General features: G+C 66.4%; 21 protein-coding genes and 1 pseudogene. 9 read left to right on the top strand and 13 right to left on the bottom strand.

Features of this window, described 5'->3' with window-relative positions; genetic code table 11:
• Positions 1-27: 27 nt before the first annotated feature.
• The gene (locus tag HALZIN_RS18225; protein ID WP_201448199.1) at positions 28-165 is read left to right on the top strand and encodes a hypothetical protein; all 138 of its coding nucleotides are present in this window, start codon (positions 28-30) and stop codon (positions 163-165) included.
• 514 nt (positions 166-679) lie between these two features.
• Here the strand turns inward: HALZIN_RS18225 and HALZIN_RS16955 are convergent.
• Positions 680-1,270, bottom strand: a complete 591-nt coding sequence (locus HALZIN_RS16955; protein ID WP_236254962.1) for an integrase core domain-containing protein — start codon at positions 1,268-1,270, stop codon at positions 680-682.
• Here HALZIN_RS16955 and HALZIN_RS18565 point away from each other — a divergent pair.
• Positions 1,202-1,696 (top strand): DUF892 family protein, encoded by a 495-nt coding sequence (locus HALZIN_RS18565; protein ID WP_231664806.1) that lies wholly within the window; start codon positions 1,202-1,204, stop codon positions 1,694-1,696. The genes HALZIN_RS16955 and HALZIN_RS18565 overlap by 69 nt on opposite strands.
• Before the next feature lie 147 nt (positions 1,697-1,843).
• Here HALZIN_RS18565 and HALZIN_RS0113995 read toward each other — a convergent pair whose 3' ends face one another.
• From HALZIN_RS0113995 to argH, 8 genes and pseudogenes are all read right to left on the bottom strand, one after another.
• The gene (locus HALZIN_RS0113995; protein WP_031384815.1) at positions 1,844-2,047 is read right to left on the bottom strand and encodes a hypothetical protein; all 204 of its coding nucleotides are present in this window, start codon (positions 2,045-2,047) and stop codon (positions 1,844-1,846) included.
• A 103-nt stretch (positions 2,048-2,150) separates the two neighbouring features.
• On the bottom strand, positions 2,151-2,504 hold the full coding sequence (locus HALZIN_RS18750; protein WP_084173602.1) for a KGG domain-containing protein: 354 nt from the start codon (positions 2,502-2,504) through the stop codon (positions 2,151-2,153).
• A 390-nt stretch (positions 2,505-2,894) separates the two neighbouring features.
• The gene (locus HALZIN_RS0113985; protein ID WP_031384813.1) at positions 2,895-3,797 is read right to left on the bottom strand and encodes a tyrosine-type recombinase/integrase; all 903 of its coding nucleotides are present in this window, start codon (positions 3,795-3,797) and stop codon (positions 2,895-2,897) included.
• Positions 3,781-4,497 carry a DUF484 family protein gene (locus tag HALZIN_RS0113980; protein WP_031384812.1) on the bottom strand — a complete coding sequence of 239 codons (717 nt, stop codon included), beginning with the start codon at positions 4,495-4,497 and terminating at the stop codon, positions 3,781-3,783. Before HALZIN_RS0113980 ends, HALZIN_RS0113985 begins: the two co-directional genes overlap by 17 nt.
• Positions 4,498-4,552: 55 nt before the next feature.
• The gene (gene dapF, locus HALZIN_RS0113975) at positions 4,553-5,386 is read right to left on the bottom strand and encodes a diaminopimelate epimerase (RefSeq protein ID WP_031384811.1); all 834 of its coding nucleotides are present in this window, start codon (positions 5,384-5,386) and stop codon (positions 4,553-4,555) included.
• Positions 5,386-6,666, bottom strand: coding sequence for a diaminopimelate decarboxylase (lysA, locus tag HALZIN_RS0113970; RefSeq protein ID WP_031384810.1), 1,281 nt, complete (start codon positions 6,664-6,666; stop codon positions 5,386-5,388). The genes dapF and lysA overlap by 1 nt, the downstream gene beginning before the upstream one ends.
• 119 nt (positions 6,667-6,785) lie before the next feature.
• Positions 6,786-6,902, bottom strand: a pseudogene (lptM, locus tag HALZIN_RS18610) (LPS translocon maturation chaperone LptM); the annotation flags it as partial.
• On the bottom strand, positions 6,899-8,302 hold the full coding sequence (gene argH, locus HALZIN_RS0113960) for an argininosuccinate lyase (RefSeq protein WP_031384808.1): 1,404 nt from the start codon (positions 8,300-8,302) through the stop codon (positions 6,899-6,901). The gene argH and the pseudogene lptM, both read right to left, overlap by 4 nt.
• A 267-nt stretch (positions 8,303-8,569) precedes the next feature.
• Between argH and hemC the strand changes: the two genes are divergently transcribed.
• From hemC to HALZIN_RS0113940, 4 genes are read left to right on the top strand one after another with little or no spacing between them, the layout of a single operon-like run.
• A complete protein-coding gene (gene hemC, locus HALZIN_RS0113955) occupies positions 8,570-9,502 on the top strand; it encodes a hydroxymethylbilane synthase (protein WP_031384807.1) in 933 nt (310 codons plus the stop codon).
• Positions 9,502-10,287 carry a uroporphyrinogen-III synthase gene (locus HALZIN_RS0113950; RefSeq protein WP_031384806.1) on the top strand — a complete coding sequence of 262 codons (786 nt, stop codon included), beginning with the start codon at positions 9,502-9,504 and terminating at the stop codon, positions 10,285-10,287. The genes hemC and HALZIN_RS0113950 overlap by 1 nt, the downstream gene beginning before the upstream one ends.
• A gap of 6 nt (positions 10,288-10,293) precedes the next feature.
• A complete protein-coding gene (locus tag HALZIN_RS0113945) occupies positions 10,294-11,631 on the top strand; it encodes a uroporphyrinogen-III C-methyltransferase (protein ID WP_084173600.1) in 1,338 nt (445 codons plus the stop codon).
• Positions 11,628-12,851: a heme biosynthesis HemY N-terminal domain-containing protein gene (locus HALZIN_RS0113940; RefSeq protein ID WP_031384804.1), complete on the top strand. Its 1,224-nt coding sequence runs from the start codon at positions 11,628-11,630 to the stop codon at positions 12,849-12,851. The genes HALZIN_RS0113945 and HALZIN_RS0113940 overlap by 4 nt, the downstream gene beginning before the upstream one ends.
• 127 nt (positions 12,852-12,978) lie before the next feature.
• Here HALZIN_RS0113940 and HALZIN_RS0113935 read toward each other — a convergent pair whose 3' ends face one another.
• Complete coding sequence (locus HALZIN_RS0113935) at positions 12,979-13,233, bottom strand: YheV family putative zinc ribbon protein (protein WP_031384803.1); 255 nt, start codon at positions 13,231-13,233, stop codon at positions 12,979-12,981.
• A gap of 11 nt (positions 13,234-13,244) precedes the next feature.
• Entirely contained in the window at positions 13,245-15,296 is a 2,052-nt protein-coding gene (gene prlC, locus HALZIN_RS0113930) for an oligopeptidase A (RefSeq protein WP_031384802.1), read from the bottom strand.
• Between the two features lie 147 nt (positions 15,297-15,443).
• Between prlC and HALZIN_RS0113925 the strand changes: the two genes are divergently transcribed.
• From HALZIN_RS0113925 to HALZIN_RS0113915, 3 genes are all read left to right on the top strand, one after another.
• Positions 15,444-16,784 carry a sodium-dependent transporter gene (locus tag HALZIN_RS0113925; protein WP_031384801.1) on the top strand — a complete coding sequence of 447 codons (1,341 nt, stop codon included), beginning with the start codon at positions 15,444-15,446 and terminating at the stop codon, positions 16,782-16,784.
• Positions 16,785-16,847: 63 nt separating this feature from the next.
• Complete coding sequence (locus HALZIN_RS0113920; protein WP_031384800.1) at positions 16,848-17,384, top strand: gamma carbonic anhydrase family protein; 537 nt, start codon at positions 16,848-16,850, stop codon at positions 17,382-17,384.
• Positions 17,385-17,463: 79 nt separating this feature from the next.
• Positions 17,464-18,135 carry a metal-dependent hydrolase gene (locus HALZIN_RS0113915; protein WP_031384799.1) on the top strand — a complete coding sequence of 224 codons (672 nt, stop codon included), beginning with the start codon at positions 17,464-17,466 and terminating at the stop codon, positions 18,133-18,135.
• A 17-nt stretch (positions 18,136-18,152) separates the two neighbouring features.
• Here the strand turns inward: HALZIN_RS0113915 and HALZIN_RS0113910 are convergent, their stop codons facing one another.
• Together HALZIN_RS0113910 and HALZIN_RS17615 are read right to left on the bottom strand one after the other, a co-directional pair.
• Positions 18,153-19,538 (bottom strand): sigma-54-dependent transcriptional regulator, encoded by a 1,386-nt coding sequence (locus tag HALZIN_RS0113910; RefSeq protein WP_031384798.1) that lies wholly within the window; start codon positions 19,536-19,538, stop codon positions 18,153-18,155.
• Complete coding sequence (locus tag HALZIN_RS17615) at positions 19,531-21,819, bottom strand: ATP-binding protein (protein WP_084173598.1); 2,289 nt, start codon at positions 21,817-21,819, stop codon at positions 19,531-19,533. The genes HALZIN_RS0113910 and HALZIN_RS17615 overlap by 8 nt, the downstream gene beginning before the upstream one ends.
• Positions 21,820-21,831 lie beyond the last annotated feature (12 nt).

Below are 21,831 nucleotides of genomic sequence, written 5' to 3'. Positions count from 1 at the left end.
AAGTTTCAACCAACCAGGAGTACTTCCATGACTCTTTCCCCCTCCCTCGTTCGACCGGTAGCTGCGCAGAGCCTGCAGTTCGATCCGGAAGTGCTGCAGTTCTGGGCTGACGAGGCACGCACCCAGCGAGCCGCTTTCGACACGGTCGCCGCCTATCTGGGCTGAGCAAGATCGTCCAGTCAGCCGCTAGGTGTCACCGACGCGCAGATCCAGACAGCAGCGACCGCATGATGCCAGCGTGTCAATTGTTTCTGTAGGCGCTCTGCCTTCCCTATCGATCAAAGAATCAGGCACCGCTCCAGTATCGAAACAAGAGCGTCATTCATCGCGCCGCGGCGAGTCGGCCTCTTTCGAAGCATCGTCGATACGACGCTTGCGTTCCGTTTGCTCGCTCCCCTGAGCCCCTGGGACTGGCGTCTTGGCGCTAGAGCTGTTATGCCCCGGTGTCTCCCGTGAGGCTGGAGACTTCTCGTTATCGACATTGGCCTCAGGCCGGTGAAAACCCGCATCCTGCCCCTTTGTGGGCTGCCCTGCCTGTGTTGTTGAGTGTGGTTTATTGATTAATATTAATTTTAATAAAAAAGATATATGGCCATGGTTTTTTCAGGCGTATTTATCATCTACATTGATAATATGTGGATGGCACACAAATAGGTTGCGTCATTCATGGCGGAACCTGTCAACCTGATTCGGACAGATCGTTAAAAATTAGTGTCGATTTCGTCGCGCTGCCGCTTGCCGCCGCCAGTGTCGGGAAGTTCACCACGCTGTAGGGGGCCGGGTCGTCGTCATCGGGCTGTACCGGATTGATCGAGACACTGGCCGGTGGCATCGCCACCTTGGGGCGTCCGCGTAGGAATCGCTCGGGGTGCGCCTCGAAGCTGTCATCGAGCGCTCGCTGACGGACCTCCGCAATCTCGCGATATCGGCCGGTGAAGACCTGCTCCGGGGTGAAGCCAGCCCGCCCGCTGTGAGGGTGCTGCAGGTTGTACCAGTCGACATAGGCGCGGTACCACTGCCGGGCATGGACGATGCTCTCGAAGCGCCCGGGATAGTCGGGCTGGTACTTGCTGGTCTTGAACTGGCTTTCGCTGAACGGGTTGTCATTACTCACCCGCGGGCGGCTATGGCTACACGTCACCCCCAGCTCTCCCATGAGGTCCAGGTAGCTGCGGGCGATCATCGGCGAGCCTCGATCCTGGTGGAGCGTCAGCGCTCCCTGCGGGATTCCGTAGCGATCCACGGCCTCCTGGAAGAGCTGCTGAGCCAAGGCGGCATTCTCCTTGTGGGAGACCATCCAGGCCACGATGAAGCGGCTTTACAGGTCCAGTACCACGTAGAGAGTGAGGTTGACACACAGGGGGGTATCGCGCGTTATGATGAAAGCTCGTCTTCCTTGAAAGACGCTACCGGAAGAATGTCGGCGATGGGACAGGCAGTTGGCGGCATGTTCAGCGGCGACGAGATCGTCAAGGGCTGTATCGCCAGTTATACCTTCGAGCAACTGGAGATTTCCTCGTATAAGGTGCTGATTGCCACGGCGGAGGAAGCCGGCGATATGGAAACCAAGCGGGTCTGCGAAGAAATCCTCGAAGAGGAGCTGGCCATGGCCGCCTGGTTGGATGAACACATGCCCAAGACGCTACGGCAGTACCTGCAACGCGACGAAGACTCGAGTGCTACGGCAAAGCGCTGAGCGACGACGTCAGGCGCGTAGCTATCATTCGAACCAGCGGCCCGGCGACCTGCCGGGCCGCTGCTTGTCGGATCGACTGCTGCATGCTCGTAAATCAAAAAGGATCGGCAGAAGCCGATCCTTATCACACTCCATGAGTCTGCTCACTCACAGGCGGTTTTTCAGAATCTTGGCGGCCTTTTCGCCATGCTCCGAATAAAAGCGTTGCAATTCTTCGAAAAGCTTGGTGGTTTCATCATCATTGTCGCGCTGGGAATCGCTGGCATATTGCTTGCAATTTTCCGAACCTTGGGCGAGATGATAGATGGAGCTAATCAAGTTATAGTTCTTATCTTTAACTGGGTTGGCCATCACTATACTCCTCTCCTTGAACCTCATTGATGACTCTTGGCACATCCCTGTGCTTCGCACATCCCTGTGTGCTTTTCCATGTCGGATGGGCAGAACTAGTTAATTAGCTGTTGCGGCCACCCTTCTGACCAGCCTCCGAGGCTTTCTCGCGGTCATTGGCGAAGTTGCCACCGCTGTGTTTCCCGCCTTTCTGACCGGCTTCGGAAGCCTTTTCCGGATCATTGGCGAAGTTGCCGCCACTATGCTGGCCGCCTTTCTTGCCCGCTTCGGAAGCCTTTTCCGGATCATTGGCGAAATTTCCCTCACTATGCTGGCCGCCTTTATGGCCGGCTTCGGAAGCCTTTTGGGGGTCGTTGGCGAAATTCCCTCCGCTATGCTCGCCACCTTTCTGGCCAGCCTCGGATGCACGCTTGGGATCTTCTGCGAAGTTACCAGAACCGCCACGATGTTCAGCCATGACAATACTCCTTTCTCTCTGGTGTATGTGAGCGCGTCTTGCTTGGAAGACGTTTCGCGTCACTTCACTTTTGGATGCCACATTTCCGTGTGACACCTTTCACGCTAGCCATGCCATGCAGTTTAGGCAAACCCGCGCGTGTAAAAAAAAGCAACAAGCAATCGTGAGCTTCGCCGGTCTGGATTGAGGGTGCCAATGGGCCAGCGCGGCTTGATGATTCAACCCTAACTTATCCGCAACGGTACGCTCATGCGGCTCCATTGGCGGTGATGGTTTCGTAGCATGGATCAACGCTTGTTTGCGGACCCTCTTTTGGCATCATCGAGCGGCCGTCCATGGACGGTTGCTACCCAAGCGGTACATACGCTGGCGGCGAGGGGCGACGTTCGTTCAATCGCGGCGTCGCGCACGCGGATGGGCGGCATCGTAGACCCCGGCCAGCTGTTGCCAATCCAGGTGGGTATAGACCTGGGTGGTCGACAGATGGGCATGGCCGAGCAGTTCCTGTACGGCGCGCAGGTCCTGGCTGGACTCCAGCAGATGGCTGGCGAAGGAGTGACGCAGGCGGTGCGGGTGAAGATGTTCGGGCAGGCCGCGCTCAATGGCGAGCCGGGCCAGGCGTTGCTGAATGGCGCGGTGGCCGAGTCGCGTGCCGCGGCTTGCGACGAACAGCGCCGGCTCGTCGTTACCGGCTAGGCTGTGGCGCGCCGTCAGCCAGCTATCGAGCGCCTGACGAGCGCGCCGGCCGACGGGCAGCTGGCGCGGCTTGCCACCCTTGCCGACGACCCGCACGCGCTGGCCGTCGAGGTGCGCCAGGTCCAGCGCGGCGAGCTCGGCCAGGCGCAGCCCGCAGGAGTACAACAATTCGCACATCGCCTGATCGCGTAGCGCCAGCGGCGAGCCGTCATGGGGCGTGTCCAGGAAGCGCGCCAGCTGATCGACGTCGACGGGACGCGGCAGGTGCCGGGGCGTGCGCGGCGAGGGCGCCAGGCGCACCGGGTTGTGCGCGAGCACGCCGCGCTGGACCAGATGCTCGGCGAAGCTCGACAGCGCCGCGCGGCGGCGCGCCAAGCTGCGCGCGGCCAGCCCGCGGCTGCGTTCGCCGCCCAGGAAGCGGCGCACCTCGGCGACATCGAGCGCGGCCCAACCGGCGAGTTCCCGGGCGCGGGCAAAGCGCAGCAGCGCGGCGGTATCGCGGCGATAGGCGTCGACGGTCGCCGGGCTGGCGTGCTGCGCGAGCCCGGCGAGGAAGGCCTCGATCTCGGCCGTCAGGCCCTCACAGGCGTCCGGCATGGCGCATCATCAGGCGGGCGACGACTTCGCCGAGGTATTCGGTGAACAGCGTGTCAAGGCTGGCGCGGAAGTAGTCGCCGTCGTGGCTGGCGAGGATCAGGTAGCCTATCGGCTCGCCCAGGGTCAGCCGAGTCAGCGCACAGGAGCCGGCCTGCTTGGGCGGTTCGCTGTGCGGCAGCAGGCGTTGCCAGTCCTTGCGCGACAGTCGCCGGCAACGGCTGGCGCGGCCATCGAGCAGCGCGCCCAGGCGGGTGCCGCTGTTCTCGTCGAGCACGAAGCGGGGCGGTTGCGGCGGCTGCGGCTCGATATCGGTGAGCTCCGGGGCGCACCACAGCGCCACCGCCTGGGTCTGGAAGCGCTCGGCGAGCTGAGTGGCCAGCGCCTCGCCGAGCGCGTCGCTGTCCTCGGCCTCGAGCAGTGCCAGCACCAATTCGCGAGTGCGGCGATACTGCGACTCGTTGTAGCGCGCCGATTCGAGCAGCTGCTCGAGCCGCCATTCGGCGCCTTCGGCACGTTCGCGCAGGTCGATCACCAGTCGCTCGAGCAGCGAAATGGCGCCGTGCGACTCGGGGTGCGGCACCTTGAGCTGTTGCAGCAGGCCCTCGCGGCCGATGAAGAAATCGGGATGGCGGGCCAGCCAGCGGGCGACTCGTTCGGGGTCGAGCGTCTGGCGGGATTCGGGCGCTTTCGCAGGGGGCATGGCGTCCTCTTGTCGTTCGCTCGCTGATTTCAGCTCGATGATACAGCTTGGCGGCTCAGCATAGTTGCACACGGCCATCGAAGACCCGCTCGGCGGGGCCGGTCATGATTAGCGCGGCGTCGCCACCCGGCCATTCGATGGTCAGCTGACCGCCGCGCAGGTGAACGTCGACCGGACTGTCGAGCAGCCCCTGACGAATCCCGCTGGCCACCGCGGCGCAGGCGCCGGTACCGCAGGCCAGCGTCTCGCCGGCGCCGCGCTCGAAGACCCGCAGGCGGATCTCGTGGCGCGACACGACCTGCATGAAGCCGGCGTTGACCTGGCGGGGGAAGCGCGGGTGGCGCTCGATGGCCGGCCCCAGCCGGGCCACCGGGGTGGCGTCGAGATCGTCGACCCGCAGCACCGCATGCGGGTTGCCCATCGACACCACGCCGATCTCGAGCCGTTCGCCGTCGACCTCCAGGACATGGCGGGCCAGATCGGTCTCGGCCTCGAACGGCACCGCCGCCGGGTCGAAGCGTGGCGTGCCCATGTCGACGCGGACGCGCTCGTCGTCGTCCACGCGCAGGGTCAGTGGCCCGCCCAGGGTCTCGACGCGAATCTCGCGCTTGTGGGTCAGCTGCTGGTCGCGCACGAAGCGCGCGAAACAGCGCGCGCCGTTGCCGCAGTTCTCGACTTCGCCGCCATCGGCGTTGTAGATGCGATAGCGAAAGTCCAGCTCCGGGTCGCGCGGCGGCTCGACCAGCAGCAGCTGATCGAAGCCGATGCCGAAATGGCGATCGGCCAGGCGGCGTATCTGCTCGGGCTCGAAATGCACGCGTTGGGTAACCAGATCGACCACCATGAAGTCATTGCCCAGCCCATGCATCTTGGTGAAATGCACCCGCATCAACGGCTCTCCACGGCAGTGGGCGGCAACAGCGCCTCGCCCGCCCACAGCGACTCGACGCTCTCGCGCTGGCGCACCAGGTGCAGGCGCTCGCCATCGATCATCACCTCTGCGGGCCGCGGGCGGCTGTTGTAGTTCGAGGCCATGACGAAACCGTAGGCGCCGGCCGAGCGCACCGCCAGCAGGTCGCCGGCGGCGATCGCCAGGTCGCGATCCTTGCCCAGGAAGTCGCCGGTCTCGCAGACCGGGCCGACCACGTCGTAGCGCGCCGAGTCGCGCGGCTTGCGCGTATCCACCGGCAGAATCATTTGCCAGGCCTGGTACAGCGACGGGCGGATCAAATCGTTCATTCCGGCGTCGATCACCGCGAAGTTCTTCTCCTCGCCGGGTTTTAAGTACTCCACGCGGGTCAGCAGTACCCCGGCGTTGGCGGCGATTGAGCGGCCGGGTTCGAACAGCAGGGTCAGCTTGCGCTGGCTGTCCCACTGGGCGAGCCGTTCAAGCAGCGCGCGGGCATAGTCGTAAGGCGCCGGCGGGGTCTCGCCGTGATAGGGCACGCCGAGTCCGCCGCCGAGATCCAGGTGCTCGACATGGATGCCGCGCTCGGCAAGCCGGTCGAGCAGCAGCAGCAGGCGGTCCAGCGCCGCGATGAACGGCGCGAGCTCGGTGAGCTGCGAGCCGATATGACAGTCGATGCCGACCACCTCGAGGTGCGCGAACTCGGCGGCCCGGGCATAGATGTCGAAGGCCTGGTCGACGGGAATGCCGAACTTGTTGGCCTTGAGCCCGGTGGAGATGTACGGATGGGTGCGCGCGTCGACGTCGGGGTTGACGCGCAGCGAGACCCGTGCGGTCTCGCGGCATTCGCCGGCCACCTGGTCAAGGCGCTCGAGCTCGGCCAACGATTCGACATTGAAGCACTTGATGCCCACTTCCAGCGCCCGGGCCATCTCGTGGCGCTGCTTGGCGACTCCCGAGAACACCACCTTGGCGGGATCGCCGCCGGCGGCCAGCACGCGTTCGAGTTCACCCACCGAGACGATGTCGAAACCGGCGCCGAGGCGCGCCAGCAGATTGAGCACCGCCAGGTTGGAGTTGGCCTTGACCGCGTAGCAGATCAGGTGCGGGTGGCCGGACAGCGCTTCGCTGTAGGCGCGGTAATGGCGCTCGAGAGTAGCCCGGGAATACACGTAGCAAGGCGTGCCGAAGCGCTCGGCGACCTGGGTCAGCGGTATGTCCTCGCCATACAGTACGCCGTCGCGGTAATCGAAATGATCCATGCTTACTCTCCGGCCTCGCTTGGGGCGGCGTTGCCGTTCGTGGTGGGGCCATCGTCGGCGCTGTCCGCATCTCCTTCCGTCTGGGGCGGCTGCGCCGGATAGACGTCGGTCGGGTCGTACTGCTCGGCGGCCTGCTCGTCGCCGGGCATGTACAGCGGGCCTTTCTGGCCGCAGCCGCTGAGCAGGGCGAGCGTGGTCAGCGCGATGGCGAGTGCGGCGATGCGAAATGCGCTCATCGGCCTTCCCCCAGCGCGGCGAGGGCATCGCGGGCGCGCTGGGCGGCGGCGCGGACCTGATCGGGCGCGGTGGCGCCGATATGGTTGCGCGCGGCCACCGAGCCCTCGAGGGTCAGCACCGCGAAGACGTCGTCCTCGATGCTCGTCGAGAAGCGCTTGAGCTCGTCGAGCGACATCTCGGAGAGATCCTTGCCCTGCTCGAGCCCATAGGCGACCGACTGGCCGACGATCTCGTGAGCGTCGCGAAAGGCCACGCCCTTGCGCACCAGGTAGTCGGCCAGGTCGGTGGCGGTGGAGAAGCCGCGGCGTGCCGCATCAAACATGTTGTCGGCCTTGGCCTCGATCGACGGGATCATGTCGGCGAAGGCGCGCAGGCAGCCCTTGACCGTGTCGAGAGTGTCGAACAGCGGCTCCTTGTCCTCCTGATTGTCCTTGTTGTAGGCCAGCGGCTGCGACTTCATCAGCGTCAAAAGGCTCATCAGGTGGCCGTAGACGCGGCCGGTCTTGCCGCGCACCAGCTCGGGCACGTCGGGGTTCTTCTTCTGCGGCATGATCGATGAGCCGGTGCAGAAGCGATCGGGCAGCTCGATGAAGGCGAACTGCGCGCTGGTCCACAGCACCAGTTCCTCGCTCATGCGCGATAGATGCATCAGCAGCAGGCTGGCGAAGGCGGTGAACTCGATGGCGAAGTCGCGATCGCTGACCGCGTCGAGCGAATTCTCGGCGGGGCGCTCGAAGCCCAGCAGCTCGGCGCTGACGTGGCGGTCGATGGGATAGGTGGTGCCGGCCAGCGCCGCGGCGCCGAGCGGCATAACGTTGACGCGCTTGCGGCAGTCGCGCAGCCGCTGATGATCGCGAGCGACCATCTCCTGCCAGGCCAGCAGGTGATGGCCGAAGGTCACCGGCTGGGCGGTCTGCAGGTGCGTGAAACCGGGCATGATGGTCTCGGCCTCGGCGTCGGCCAGCTCGATCAGGGCGCGGCGCAGGCGTGCAATCTCGGCGTCGATGGCGTCGATCTCGTCGCGCAGGTAGAGGCGGATGTCGGTGGCCACCTGATCGTTGCGCGAGCGCCCGGTGTGCAGTTTCTTGCCGGTGATGCCGATCTTTTCGGTAAGGCGGGCCTCGATGTTCATGTGTACGTCTTCGAGTGCCACCGACCAGGGAAACTCGCCGGTCTCGATCTCGCGCTCGACCTCGCTGAGCCCCTGGATGATCGCGTCGCGCTCATCCAGCGTCAGTACGTCGACGCGGGCCAGCATGGTGGCATGGGCGATCGACCCGCGGATGTCGTGGTGATAGAGGCGACGATCGAAATTCACCGAGGCGGTGAACTGCTCGACGAAGGCATCGGTGGGTTCGCTGAAGCGGCCACCCCAGGACTGGTTGGTATGCTGGCTCATCGGGGTTGCGGATCCTGCATGGTCACGAGAACGTTGTGCCCCGAGTGTACCAGAGTCAGCGTATCAGGCGAGCGGGCGGTCCGCCCGCGGCCCGTCGGGCGGGCGATTTTTCCTTGTCTGGCGACTGCTTTATGATGACGCCATGTGTGCCGTATACGCTGGCGATCGATTCGCCACTCTTGCTCGGTCTGCGAGCGCTGAGCCGAACATCGAACCTATTTCACCGAGCCCTTGCCGGGGCCGTGCCGGGAGAGCCCAGTACCGACTATGACGACCCTGCGAATCGCCACCCGCAAGAGCCGCCTGGCCATGTGGCAGGCCGAACACGTACGCGACCGGCTGATGGCCTTGCACACGGGGCTGAACGTGGAACTGGTGGCGATGGCCACCAAGGGCGACAAGATCCTCGATACGCCGCTGGCCAAGGTCGGCGGCAAGGGGCTGTTCGTCAAGGAGCTCGAGGACGCCATGCTCGACGGACGTGCCGATATCGCCGTGCACTCGATGAAGGACGTGCCGATGCACTTCCCCGAGGGGCTCGGCCTGTCGGTGATCCTCGAGGGCGCCGCGCCCACCGATGCGTTCGTGTCGAACCGCTATGCGACTCCCGAGCAGTTGCCCGAGGGCGCCCGGGTGGGCACCTCGAGCCTGCGCCGCGGCCTGCAGATCAGCGAAGCGCGCCCCGATCTCGAGGTGCTCAGCCTGCGCGGCAACGTCCAGACCCGGCTGGGCAAGCTCGATGCCGGCGACTTCGACGCGATCATCCTCGCCACTTCCGGGCTGCGCCGGCTGGGGCTGGATGCGCGCATCACCTACGAACTGCCTCCCGAAGTCAGCCTGCCGGCCTGCGGCCAGGGCGCGCTGGGCATCGAATGCCGTACCGACGATCCCGAGCTGCTGGCCCTGCTGGCGCCGCTCGATCACGCCGAGACCGCCACCCGGGTGCGCGCCGAACGCGCCATGAACACCCGCCTCGAAGGTGGCTGCCAGGTCCCCATCGGCGGTCACGCGATCCTCGAGGAGGGCGGGCGTACGCTGTGGCTGCGTGCCCTGGTGGGCATGCCCGACGGCTCGCGAGTGCTGCGCGCCGAGGGCCGCGGTTCGGTCAACGAGCCCGAGACCCTCGGCGTGCGAGTCGCCGAGGAATTGCTCGATCAGGGCGCCGGCGAAATTCTCGCCCAGGTCTACGGCGAGGATTGATGCGCCCACGGGTGCTGATCAGCCGCCCCGGCGAGCGCGCCGGGGTGTTGTGCCGGGCGCTGGCGGTGCGCGGCGTCGAGGTCGCAACGCTCGACGTGATGCGTCTGGAGGCGCTCGCCGAGACGCCGGCGATGCGTCAGGCCTGGCTCGACTTCGACAATTTCCAGCGGGTGGTGGTGGCCAGCCCCTTCGCCGCCCGGTGCCTGGCCGAGGGGCTCGACCGCTACTGGCCGCAACTGCCGCTGGGGCCGCGCTTCTATGCGCTGGGTGCGGGCACTGCCCAGGTCCTCAACGAGCAACTGGACGTTCGCGTGCACCTGCCGTCCAGCGAGCAGGGCAGTACCAGCGAAGCGCTGCTGGCGCTGCCCTCGCTGCAGCGCCTGAGTTCTCGGCGAGTGCTGCTGGCGGCCGGCGAGGGTGGTCGCCCATGGCTCGCCGACGAATTGACCCGACGCGGCGCGCGGCTGACCCGACTGGCGCTCTACCGGCGCCTGTTGCGTGCCCCGGAAGAAGCGGGCAAGCGGCTGCTGGCCAGCGGCGATTACGCCGCGCTGGTGGTCACCAGCGGCGAACTGCTCGAACATCTGGCAGGATGGTGTGGTGCGGATGCGTTGAACCAACCGCTAATCGTTTCCAGTCGGCGTTTGGCTACACTGGCCGACACGCTGGGCTTTCTGCGCCCCAGGGTGGCGCGAGGCGCCTCCCCGACCGCGCTGGCGACCGCGGTGGCCGAGGCCTGCGACCTGGATGGCGCCGATCATGACGATCTTGATGAAAAGGGCTAGCGACAGATGAGTAAGCAAGAGCACGATCAGGATGGACAGCGTGCGTTTTCAGGCGCGGGCAAGGACAACTCGGACGAGGCATCAAAACGCCCGGCCGCCGAAGCGGCGGAAAATGCCGACGCGACCCCCGACCGGAGCGCTTCGGCACCGTCGGATGGCGAGCGCCCCACCGCCACGTCGAAGGCCGGCGAAGGCAAGTCGAAGGCCGGTGAAGGCAAGTCGAAGGCCGGTGAAGGCAAGTCGACCATGCCATCTGACGACAAGCCCGCCGCGACGAGCGCGACCGCCACGCCGGCCGGCGGCAGCGGCTCTGGCGGCAAGCCACCCGCCGACACGTCCAAGAGGGGCGGCAAGGCCGGAGGCATCGCGCTGGCGCTGGTGATCGTGCTGGCGCTGGTCGTGCTGCTGGGCGGCTGGTGGGGCTGGCAGAAATTTCAGACCCAGCAGCAACGTCTGGCACAGGCCGAGAGCAACGCCCAGGCGATTTCCCAGCTCAAGTCGCAGCTCGGCGATGGCGACCAGCAACGTCAGCAGGCGATGCAGACGCTGCGCGACGACTTCCAGCAGTACCGTGAGGAGCTGAACGCCACCCTCGACAAGGTGCTCAAGCAGCTCGCCAGCAAGCAGCAGACCGACACCAGCGAATGGCGCCTCGCCGAGGTCGAGTACCTGTTGCGGCTGGCCAATCAGCGCCTGCAGCTCGAGCGCGACGTCAAGGGCTCGACGTCGCTGCTCAAGACTGCCGACCAGCGTCTGGCACAGATCGACAATCCAGCGCTGACGCCGGTGCGGCGCGCCACTCAGTCGGAGATCGCCGCGCTCGAATCGGTCGCTCAGGTCGACCGCACCGGGCTTTATCTGGAGCTGATGGCCCAGCAGGAGCAGCTTGCCAAGTTGCCGCTGGAGCAGGACATTCAGCAGCAGGCCGCCGAGGCCGGCGATACCTCGCCGGTGAAGGGCAGCTGGCAGCAGCAGTTGTCGCGCTTCGGTCAGGAGCTCAAGGACCTGGTGGTGGTGCGCAAGAATGACCAGGCGCTCGAGGCGCTGATGACCCCGGAACAGGAATCCTACCTGCGCCAGAACGTGCGTCTGCAGCTCGAGCAGGCCCAGCTGGCGCTGTTGCAGAGCGACGCCCAGCTCTACCAGGCGAGCCTCGAAAAGGCGCGTACGCTGATCGAGCGCTACTACGATACCGGCAATCAGGGTGTCGCCAATTTGCTCGAGCGACTGGCCACGCTGGCCGTCAAGGACGTGCGCCCCGAACTGCCGGATATCAGCGCGTCGCTTCAGAAACTGCGCGATTTCATGGAGCGTCGCCATGACGCCGGGAGCGACGCGGCATGAGAAAATTCGTCCTGATCGTCGTCTTCGGCCTGGCCGTCGGCGCGCTGTTCGGCCAGTTGATGAAGTCGCTGCCCGGTTACTGGTTGGTCCGGGTCGGCGACACCTCCTTTCAGACCTCCTTCTGGTTCGGGCTGATCCTGCTGCTGGCCGCGTTCCTGGTCCTGCACTTCCTGTTGCGGTTGCTGACGCGGCTGCGCCGCCCGGTCAGCCGGCTCAAGGTCTGGAACAGTCGCACTCGTAACCGCAACGCCATGCGGCGCACCGTGCGCGGCCTGGTGGCGCTCGCCGAGGGTCGCTGGAAGCGTGCCGAGAAATCGTTGACCAAGGCGGCCGACGACTCCAGCACGCCGCTGGTCAACTACCTGTCGGCGGCGCTGGCGGCGCATTACCAGGGGCGCTACGAACAGGCCGATAGCCTGCTCAAGCGGGCCCACTTCAGCACCGAGGGCGCCGAGACCGCGGTCGGCCTGGTGCAGGCGCAGTTGATGCTCGACCGTCAGCAGTTCGAGGAGGCGCTGGCGACACTGACGCGCCTCGAGAAGCAACTGCCCGAGCACCCCCAGGTGCTCAAGCTGCTCAAGCAGGCGTATCTCAGCGTCAACGATTGGGAGGGGCTGCGCCGCCTGATGCCGCGACTGGCTCGCCAGCAGCTGGTCGGCGACGACGAGCGCCGCGAACTCGAGCAGCGCGCCTACCGCGAGTTGATCCTGCAGGCGGCGCGACCGCCCGGCGATCTGGAGCGGGTGCGCAACCTGTGGGCGGACATGCCTGACCACCTGCGCAACGAGGTCGAGCTGGTCGCTCTGTATACCGAGGCGCTGGTGCGCGGCAAGGAGGAGGGGCTGGCCGAACGATTGCTGCGTCAGACTCTCAAGGAGCGCTGGGACAATCGTCTGGTACTGCGCTATGGGCTGCTCAATGTCGATGCCGGCCGGCAGCTGGCCTATGCCGAGAAGTGGCTGCAGGAGCGTCCCAACGACCCCGACCTGCTGCTGACCCTGGGCCGCCTGTCGTTGCGCAACGCCTATTGGGGCAAGGCGCAGGAGTACTTCGAGGCCAGTCAGCGCCAGCGCCCCAGCGGCGTGGTGTGCGCCGAGCTGGCGCGGCTGTTCGCCAATCTCGGCGAGCACAACAAGAGCCAGCTGTATTACCGCCAGAGCGTCGAGTTGCTCGACAGGTCGCTACCGGCGCTGCCACAGCCAAGCGACCAGAATCCCTAGCCGGAGCGAATGCGCTCCCGGGTTCCGCAGGTTGTGTCGAAACACGGCCTGCGAGGGCACACTGCCCACCGAAACCGGCGTATAACCTGAAGCGGGCCTTGGCGTGCCCCGGTGATCAGCGCCCGGGCTAGCCCTTGGAGCCGCCCTTGGGGTCGAGGATGCGTACCGGCTGCACGCTGTTGCGCCGCTCGTCGTCGCGTGCCTGGTTGACCCGGGTGGCGAGCTCCGGGGCGTCCTGCTCCTCGATCGGCAACTGCTCGAAGAAATCACAGGCCACGCAGTCGCGGTAGCGGATGCCGTTGGCTTCCCAGGTGCGCAGCTTGTCCATGGCCGCACAGCGCGGACAGATGGCGCCGGCGATGAAGCGTTTGGGTGTCGACATGCTTTCTCCTGTCAGGCGGCGCGGATGCCGCTGTGGCGAAGCAGCGGCTCGACGCTGGGCTCGCGGCCGCGGAACGCCTTGAACAGCTCGGCGGCGTCGCGCGAGCCGCCCTGCTCGAGGACCTCGCGGCGAAAGCGCATCCCGGTTTCGCCGTCGAACACCCCGGCCTCCTCGAAGGCGCCGTAAGCGTCGGCGGAGAGCACTTCCGCCCACTTGTAGCTGTAGTAGCCCGCCGCATAGCCGCCGGCGAAGATATGCCCGAAGCTGTTCTGGAAGCGGTTGAAGTCGGCCCGCGGCACTACCGAGTACTGGTCGCGCACCGCATCGAGCAGGTGCTGGACGTCGTCGGCGCTGGGTGCCTCGAGCTCGTGATGAAGGCGGAAGTCGAACAGCGAGAACTCGATCTGGCGCAGCATGCCCATCGCCGACTGGAAGTTCTTGGCCGCCTGCAGCCTGGCGAGCAGTTCATCGGGCAGGCGCTCGCCGGTGTCGACGTGGGCGGCGATCATGTCCAGGCCCTCGCGCTCCCAGCAGAAGTTCTCCATGAACTGGCTGGGCAGCTCCACGGCGTCCCAGGCCACGCCGTTGATCCCGGATATATCGGCGACGGTCTGGCGGGTCAGCATGTGATGCAGACCGTGGCCGAACTCGTGGAACAGCGTGGTCACCTCGTCGTGAGTGAGCAACGCCGGCTTGCCGCCCACCGGGCGGGTGAAATTGCAGGTCAGATAGGCGACCGGCAACTGCAGGCTGCCGTCCTGGCGCTCGCGGCGGACCCGGCACTCGTCCATCCAGGCCCCGCCGCGCTTGCCCTCGCGGGCGTACAGGTCGAGATAGAAGCCGGCGATCGGCGTGTCGCCTTCGCGAATCGAGTAGTAACGCACGTCGGGGTGATAACGCGGGGCCTCTGCGTCCTCTTGGAAGCGCACGCCATAGAGCCGCTCGGTGACCCGGAACAGCCCATCGATCACCTGCGGCGCGGGAAAGTAGGGGCGCAGCTGCTCCTGGGAGATGGCGTAGCGGGCCTCGCGCAGCTTTTCGCTGGCGTAGCCGACATCCCAGGGCTGCAAATCCTCGAGGCCGAGGGTCTCCTTGGCGAAGGCCTCGAGTTCGTTGAACTCTTCCTGCGCCTGGGGGTGGGCGCGCTTGGCCAGATCCGCGAGGAACTCGAGCACCTGGGCGGGGGACTCGGCCATTTTGGTCGCCAGCGAGTAGTCGGCGTAGGTGGCAAAGCCGAGCAGCCGGGCGAGTTCCTGGCGCAGCGCGAGGATCTCCTCGATCAGCGGCGCGTTGTCGTATTCACCGGCGTTGGGGCCGAGCTCCGAGGCGCGGGTGACGAAGGCGGTGTAGACCTCCTTGCGCAGCGCCCGGTCGTGGGCGTAGCTCATCACCGGGAAGAAGCTGGGGAAATCCAGGGTGATGCGATAGCCGTCGAGCTGCTTGGCTTCGGCGTTGGCCTCGAGCGTGTCCAGCGCGCTCTGGGGCAGGCCGTCGAGCGCCTCGGCGTCGGCGATGTCCTTGTGCCACGCCTGAGTGGCGTCGAGCACGTGATTGGAGAAGGTATTGGTCAGCTCGGAGAGCCGGGCCTGGATCTCGCCGTAGCGATGCTTGTCGTCGGCCGCCAGATCGACGCCGGCGAGCCGGAAGTCGCGCAGGGTATTGTCGATTGAGCGCTGCTGCGCCGGGTTCAGCTCGGCGTAGGCCGGCGAGTCCTTGAGCGCCCGGTAGGCACGGAACAGCCCCTCGTGCTGACCCAGCCAGGTGGCGTATTCGGAAAGCTTGCCGAGACACGCCTGGTAGGCGTCGCGCAGCGCCGGGCTGTTCATGGTGCCGTTCAAGTGCGATACCGGCGACCAGGCCTGCGACAGTCGGTCGTTGAGTTCCTCGATGGGCGCGGCCAGGCTCTGCCAGGTCGGCGTCTCGCAATTGGCCTGCTCGGCCAGGCGATCGATGGCGCTACGGTTCTCGTCGAGGAGCTGCTCGACTGCCGGAACCACATGATCGGGCTGAATCTCACCGAAGGGCGGCAAGGTATGCGATTCGAGCAGCGGATTGTGGGACATGACGGAACCTCGTATGAAACCGAATAATACCGGGATAGATGCGGGCACGAGCGACGGGTTTCAATGACCGGCTGCGCCATTGGCGGTCGCCGGTCGGCCTGCTAGGCTTGCGCCTTTCGCGCAGGGCGCCATAAAGGACAGGGGATCATGAACGAAACGCTGGAACGCTGGAGCTCGCGACGTGCATTCATACTCGCGGTCACCGGGGCCGCCGTGGGCCTGGGCAACATCTGGCGCTTTCCCTACATGACCGGCGAGAACGGCGGCGCGGCGTTTTTGTTGCTGTACGTGGTCTTCGTCGTGCTGCTGGGACTGCCGGTGATGATCGCCGAGATCCTCATCGGACGTGCCGGGCGGCGCAGTCCGATGCGCTCGCTGGGCCACCTGGCGCGCCAGGCCGGGGCTTCGCCGCACTGGCGCTGGCTGGGCCTGTTCGGCGTGATCACGGTGTTCTTCATCCTGTCGTTCTACTCGGTGGTCTCGGGCTGGTCGATCGAGTACCTGGTCGAGTCGGTCAACGGCGATTTCGCCGGCATGGCGCCGCAAGCGGTGGGCGCCAACTTCAACGCGTTCCTCGCCGATCCGCTGCGCATGACCTTCAACCATACGCTGTTCATGCTGCTGACCATGTCGGTGGTCGCGGCGGGCATCTCCGGCGGTCTCGAGAAGCTCAACAATCTGCTGATGCCGCTGCTCTACCTGCTGCTGATCGTGCTGGCCGGCTATGCCACCACCACCGATGGCTTCGGCACGGCGATGGCCTGGCTGTTCACCCCCGATCTCGCGGCGCTGAGCGTGTCGGTGATGCTCAACGCCATGGGCCACGCCTTCTTCACCCTGGCGGTGGGCGCCTGCGCGTTGATGGCCTACGGGGCCTACATGCCCGACGACCAGAGCCTGCCGCGGGCGGTCGGCGCCGTCGCGGTGCTCGACGTGGCGGTGGCGCTGCTGTCGGGGATCGCGATCTTCTCGGTGGTGTTCTCGCAGGGCCTGGATCCGGGCGAAGGGCCGGGGCTGATGTTCGTCACCCTGCCGATCGCCTTCGCCGAGCTGCCCGGCGGCTCGCTGTGGCTGGGGGTGTTCTTCCTGCTGCTGCTGCTGGCGACCTGGACCTCGTCGATCAACCTCGCCGAGCCGATGGTCGCCACCCTGCAGGGCTGGGGGCTCAAGCGCGGCCGCGCGGCGGCCTGCGTGGGCGTTGCGGTGTGGGCGGTAGGCCTGCTGTCGGTGTTCTCGTTCTCGTCGATGGCCGAGGTGCACTGGCTCGGTGACATGAACTTCTTCGATCTGGTGACCACCGTGCCCACTGACCTGTTCCTGCCCATCGGCGGCCTGCTGATCGCGATCTTCGCCGCCTGGGTGATGCCGCGCGACACCGCCGAGCTGGCGCTGGGCACCGGGCCGGCAGGTTTTCGCAGCTGGCAGAGGCTGGTGCGTTTCGTGTCGATCCCGCTGGTCGTGGGGGTATTGGTCTCGGGGATCTGGTGAGCCCGCTGCAACGGGCGGCGATAAGCGATAGGCTATGATGGGCCGACCGCCGAGGAGAATGCAATGACCCTACGAACCTTCCAAGGCCATACGCCGCGACTCGGCGAGCGCGTCTACATCGACCCGGCCTGCGTGGTGCTGGGCGATGTGGTGCTCGGTGACGACTGCTCGGTTTGGCCGATGGCGGTAATTCGCGGCGACATGCACCGCATTCGCATCGGTGCGCGCACCAGTGTGCAGGACGGCAGCGTGCTGCACATCACCCATGCCAGCGACTTCAATCCCGGCGGCCATCCGTTGACCATCGGCGATGACGTGACCATCGGCCACAAGGCGACCCTGCATGGCTGCACGCTGGGCGACCGGGTGCTGGTGGGCATGGGGGCGACGGTGATGGACGGCGCGGTGGTCGGGGACGAGGTGATCATCGCCGCCGGCGCGCTGGTCGCGCCGGGCAAGCGGCTCGAGAGCGGCCACGTCTACGCCGGCAACCCGGCCAAGCCGCTGCGCCCGCTCAAGGACAGCGAACGGGCATTCTTTGGCTATACCGCCGGCAATTACGTCAAGCTCAAGGATCAGTACCTGGCCGAAGGCGCATAAGATCGCGGCAAGTGATTGTTTTTCAGGACTACGCTGGGGATAATCTGGATTTATATCCAGCCTTTCTGGCAGGCGTTGCGTGGCCGACTTCCGTACCCATCTGAGTGTCGCCGTTTCCGGCGGCGCATTGCTCGCCGTGAGTGGCTGGCAGGCCGCCCTGTGGTCGCCGGCCGACGGCGCGTCGCTGGCCGCGCTGACCGCCTTCGGCGGCATCCTGCCGGACATCGACTCCGACCAGTCCCATTCCATTCGGCTGATCTTCAACCTGTTCGCACTGCTGGCGGTGGTCGCCGGCGCGCTGTGGCTACAGTCGCGGCTCAGCCCGGCCGGGCTGCTGGTTTCCTGCGGCGGGCTGTATCTCGGCGTGCGCTTCGGCGTCGGCGCGGTGTTTCGGCGCTTCACCGTGCATCGCGGCATCTGGCATTCGCTACTGGCGACCGGGCTGTGCGGGCTCGGCGTCACCGCGCTGAGTTATCAATGGCTGGCGCAGGAGGCTTGGCAAGCCTGGTCGCAGGGGCTGGCGCTGACGTTCGGCGGGGTGATCCACCTGCTGCTTGACGAGGTCTACAGCGTCGATCTGGCCGGTTCGCGGCTCAAGCGCTCGTTCGGCACCGCGCTCAAGCTGTTCGACTATCGCGAGCCGGGCAATTCGCTGGTCATGCTGATGCTGGCGGCGGGGCTGGCGCCCTGGCTGCCGCCCTGGCAGGCGCTCGCCGAGCTGGTCAGCCAGGGCGCACGGCTGTGGCGCTAGGGCGCCCATCCCCCCTCCTAGTCGCCGGCGTGGCGCAGGCGGTAGTCCTCGGCGCGCAGGTCGTATTTCTTGAGCTTGTCGTAGCAGGTCTTGCGCGGCAGTCCGAGGTGCTCGCAGACCTCGTTGACACGTCCGCCGTGATTGGCCAGCGACTGGCTGATCAGGCTCTTCTCGAACAGCTCGACCTGCTGCGGCAGGGTCATCTCGCCACTACCGCTGTCGCCGCCCTCGACCAGCCGCTCGAGGCGATAATCGTAGGTCGCGCCGAGCAGCACGAAGCGCTCGGCGAGATTGCGCAGCTCGCGCACGTTGCCGGGCCAGTCGTGGGCCATCAGCACCGAGACCCCGGCGGCGTCGAGCGGCGGCGCCTCGAGTCCGCTGCGGTTGGCAGCGACCACCGCGAAATGCTGGAACAGCAGCGGCAGGTCCTCGCGGCGCTCGCGCAGCGGCGGGATCGGCACGGTCACCACGTTGAGCCGGTAATACAGATCCTCACGGAACTCGCCGCGTTCGGCGGCGAGCTTCAGATCGGTCTTGGTCGCGGCGATGATCCGGATATCCAGCGCCACCGACTGGTTGGAGCCCAGACGCTCGATCGAGCGCTCCTGGAGTACCCGCAGCAGCCTGACCTGCAGCGCCAGTGGCATCGATTCGATCTCGTCGAGGAACACGCTGCCGCCATTGGCGTACTCGAACTTGCCGATGCGCCGCTCGACGGCGCCGGTGAAGGCGCCCTTTTCATGCCCGAACAGCTCCGATTCGATGATGCTCTCGGGCATCGCGCCGCAGTTGATGGCGACGAAGGGATGGCCGCTGCGTGCGCTGCGCTCGTGCAGCGCGCGGGCCACCAGGTCCTTGCCCACCCCGGTTTCGCCGAACAGCAACACATCGGCCTCCACTTGGCTGACGCGCTGCAGCATCGCCGAAAGTTGCTGCATGGCCGGCGTGCGCCCGATGATGCGCGGCCCCGGTGCGGCACGCTGGGCGTCGAGCTCGGCCTTGAGGCGGCGGTTCTCGAGACTCAGTCGACGCTTCTCCACGGCGCGGCGTACCACGTCGGTGAGGCGCTCGCCGGCGAATGGCTTCTCCAGAAAATCCCAGGCGCCTTCGCGCATCGCCTCCACGGCCGTGGAAATATCGCCGTGGCCGGTGATCAGGATCACCGGCAGGTCGGGGTCGCGGCGGCGCACCTCGCGTAGCAGCGCCAGGCCGTCCATGCCCGGCATGCGGATGTCGCTGACCAGCACTCCGGGATAATCAGCGCTCAGCGCGGCCAGAGCGGCTTCGGCATTGCTCGGCGTCTGCGGCCGATAGCCGGCCAGTTCGAGGGTCTGGCCGGCGGTGATGCGCAGGTGCTCTTCGTCGTCGACGATCAGTACCGGTGTGGCCTCGGACTCATGCATGGTGATCCTCTTGCGTGTGATGACGGGGCGTCGCCGGGGCCACTTCGCCGGCCGGCAGGTCGATGGTGAACAGCGCGCCGCCGGCAGCGGCATTGCAGGCCTCGAGCCGGCCGCCGAGATCCTCGACGATGCGCGCCGAGATCGACAAGCCCAGGCCCAGTCCCTTGCCGACCGGCTTGGTGGTGAAGAAGGGCTCGAAGACGCGGCCCAGGTGCGCTTCGGCGATTCCCGGGCCGCTGTCCCTGACGCCGATGCGCACATGCCCGGTGACAGTGGCGATACTCAGTTCCAGGCGTGGATCGGACGTGTCGGTCATCGCCTGCAGGGCGTTGCCGATCAGGTTGACCAATACCTGCTCGAGACGTACCGGATCGGCATGTACCCACACCTCGTCGGCGGGCCAGTCGCGGACGATCGAGACGCCGGCACTGAGCAGTCGTGCCCGGTACAGGCGCAGGGCATAACCGAAGCCGGCCTGGACCGAGACCGCGGCCAGGCTGTCGCCGCTCTTGCGCGAGAACTGCTTGAGCTGGGCGCTGATCTCGGCCATGCGCGCGGTGAGCTCGACGATCTGCTGAAGATTGGCGTCGGCGGCATCCTCGCGGCCGCGGGCGATGAAGGCACGGGCGTTCTCGGCGTAGGCGCGGATCGCCGCCAACGGCTGGTTGAGCTCGTGATTGATGCCGGCTGCCATCTGGCCGAGCACCGCCAGCTTGGCGGCCTGGACCAGTTCGTCCTGGGTCTGGCGCAGGTCGGTCTCGGCGCGGCGGCGCTCATCGATCTCCGCGGAGAGCCGCCGGTTGGAATCGAGCAGGTCGCGGGTGCGCTCGGCGACGCGCTGTTCGAGCTGGTCGCGTGCCCGCGCCAGTGCCTGCTCCTGAGCCTTGCGCTCGCTGATGTCGAACACCGTGGCCAGCCAGCGCTGGCCGTGGGGGCTGACCAGCGCCCCGACGGTCAGCTCCAGCGGCACGCGCTGGCCACCCGGGCGCAAGGCCACGACCTCGACCGCCGGGCTGCCGGCGGTCGAGCGATGCCTGGCATCGCGACGCAGGGCATCGATGCGACGCGCATCGGCGGGGCTCAGCAGTTCGGTGAGCCGGCGCCCTTCGACCGCCGCCGGGGTGTGGCCGAACAGCGCCTGGGCGGTGGGGTTGAGGTAGGTCAACGCCTCGCGTTCGTCGAGCACCAGCAGGCCGGCGCGGGTCCGGTCGATGATCCCGCGCACCCGGGCCTGGCCTTCGGCCAGGGTGCGCCGTTCGCGGTTGGCGAACAGCTCGCGCTCGCGACGTAGCCGATAGCGCTGCCAGCCGATGCCGCCACCCAGCACCACCACACCGTACAGCCCCGCCGCGAGGAAGCCGGCCTGCCATTGGGCACTTTTCAGCGAGTCGAGGGGCTTGAGCCTGTATATCTGCCAGTTTTGTTTGGGCAAGGTACGGCTCACCGAGAGGAAGCCGCGGCCGGCCAGCGGACCGGCTTCGAAGCGCACGAGTTGCGAGCCGTCGGGCCGCGCGCTGAGTCGGTCGAGGGGGAGCGGGAGCAGTCGGGCGCCGTCGTAGCGGCGAGTCTCGCGCAGGCGCACGCGTACTTCGGGATCCAGCGGCGCGAGGCTCATCAGGCGTAGCTCCGGCTGGCTGGCCATGAACACCACGCCGTTGCCATCGCTGATCAGCAACTCGCCGTTCTGGCCGGTCCAGTTGGCCTCGAGCGGGGCGATCAACACCTTGACCACCATCACCCCGGCGACACGCGCCTGCCCGGATTTCTCGGACCACACCGGTGCGGAGAAGTAATAGCCGCGCTCGCCCGATTGAGTACCCAGACCGTAGAAGTGACCCATGCGACCTTGAATGGCGTCCTTGAAATAGGGCCGGAACCCGTAGTTCTGGCCGATGAAGCTATACGGTAGCGCCCAGTTGCTGGCCGCCAGGGTGGTGCCCTGGCGGTCGAGCAGGTAGATGTCGGAGACGTCACTGATGGCGCGGAATTTGTCGAGAATACGGTTGAGCCGGTTGACGATCTGCGCATCGTCGGGGTTGGCCAGCGCCCGGCCGACCGCTTCGCGACTGGCCAGCAGGCGCGGCAGGTAGTCGTGGCGCGACAGGTAGGCCGAGACGCCCGCGGCGGACAGCCGCAGTTCGTTCTTGGCTTCGTTGTAGAGCGAATCGAGAGCCTGGTCACGGGCTAACTGGATGGCCTGCCAGATGCACAGTGCCAGGCCCAGCGGTACCAGCAGCAGTAGCAGGCGACGCCAGTGTGCGGGAAGCCGGGTCGTCTGCATCGTCAGATGGTC

Origin of the sequence: Halomonas zincidurans B6, assembly GCF_000731955.1 — a bacterium.
GTDB lineage: Bacteria > Pseudomonadota > Gammaproteobacteria > Pseudomonadales > Halomonadaceae > Modicisalibacter > Modicisalibacter zincidurans.
Note: the sequence above shows the minus strand (reverse complement) of the source record. Positions and strands in the feature narration are given on the sequence as shown.

Bases quoted from the DNA above. Each gene is read 5' to 3' on its own strand.
- HALZIN_RS18225 (WP_201448199.1), top strand. From the start codon at position 28: ATGACTCTTTCCCCCTCCCTCGTTCGACCGGTAGCTGCGCAGAGCCTG.
- HALZIN_RS0113995 (WP_031384815.1), bottom strand. From the start codon at position 2,047: ATGGCCAACCCAGTTAAAGATAAGAACTATAACTTGATTAGCTCCATC.
- HALZIN_RS0113920 (WP_031384800.1), top strand. From the start codon at position 16,848: ATGACCCTACGAACCTTCCAAGGCCATACGCCGCGACTCGGCGAGCGC.
- argH (WP_031384808.1), bottom strand. From the start codon at position 8,302: ATGAGCCAGCATACCAACCAGTCCTGGGGTGGCCGCTTCAGCGAACCC.
- HALZIN_RS0113940 (WP_031384804.1), top strand. From the start codon at position 11,628: ATGAGAAAATTCGTCCTGATCGTCGTCTTCGGCCTGGCCGTCGGCGCG.
- hemC (WP_031384807.1), top strand. From the start codon at position 8,570: ATGACGACCCTGCGAATCGCCACCCGCAAGAGCCGCCTGGCCATGTGG.
- lysA (WP_031384810.1), bottom strand. From the start codon at position 6,666: ATGGATCATTTCGATTACCGCGACGGCGTACTGTATGGCGAGGACATA.
- HALZIN_RS0113985 (WP_031384813.1), bottom strand. From the start codon at position 3,797: ATGCCGGACGCCTGTGAGGGCCTGACGGCCGAGATCGAGGCCTTCCTC.
- HALZIN_RS0113950 (WP_031384806.1), top strand. From the start codon at position 9,502: ATGCGCCCACGGGTGCTGATCAGCCGCCCCGGCGAGCGCGCCGGGGTG.
- HALZIN_RS18750 (WP_084173602.1), bottom strand. From the start codon at position 2,504: ATGGCTGAACATCGTGGCGGTTCTGGTAACTTCGCAGAAGATCCCAAG.
- HALZIN_RS0113925 (WP_031384801.1), top strand. From the start codon at position 15,444: ATGAACGAAACGCTGGAACGCTGGAGCTCGCGACGTGCATTCATACTC.
- HALZIN_RS0113910 (WP_031384798.1), bottom strand. From the start codon at position 19,538: ATGCATGAGTCCGAGGCCACACCGGTACTGATCGTCGACGACGAAGAG.
- HALZIN_RS0113935 (WP_031384803.1), bottom strand. From the start codon at position 13,233: ATGTCGACACCCAAACGCTTCATCGCCGGCGCCATCTGTCCGCGCTGT.
- HALZIN_RS0113945 (WP_084173600.1), top strand. From the start codon at position 10,294: ATGAGTAAGCAAGAGCACGATCAGGATGGACAGCGTGCGTTTTCAGGC.
- HALZIN_RS17615 (WP_084173598.1), bottom strand. From the start codon at position 21,819: ATGCAGACGACCCGGCTTCCCGCACACTGGCGTCGCCTGCTACTGCTG.
- prlC (WP_031384802.1), bottom strand. From the start codon at position 15,296: ATGTCCCACAATCCGCTGCTCGAATCGCATACCTTGCCGCCCTTCGGT.
- HALZIN_RS0113980 (WP_031384812.1), bottom strand. From the start codon at position 4,497: ATGCCCCCTGCGAAAGCGCCCGAATCCCGCCAGACGCTCGACCCCGAA.
- dapF (WP_031384811.1), bottom strand. From the start codon at position 5,386: ATGCGGGTGCATTTCACCAAGATGCATGGGCTGGGCAATGACTTCATG.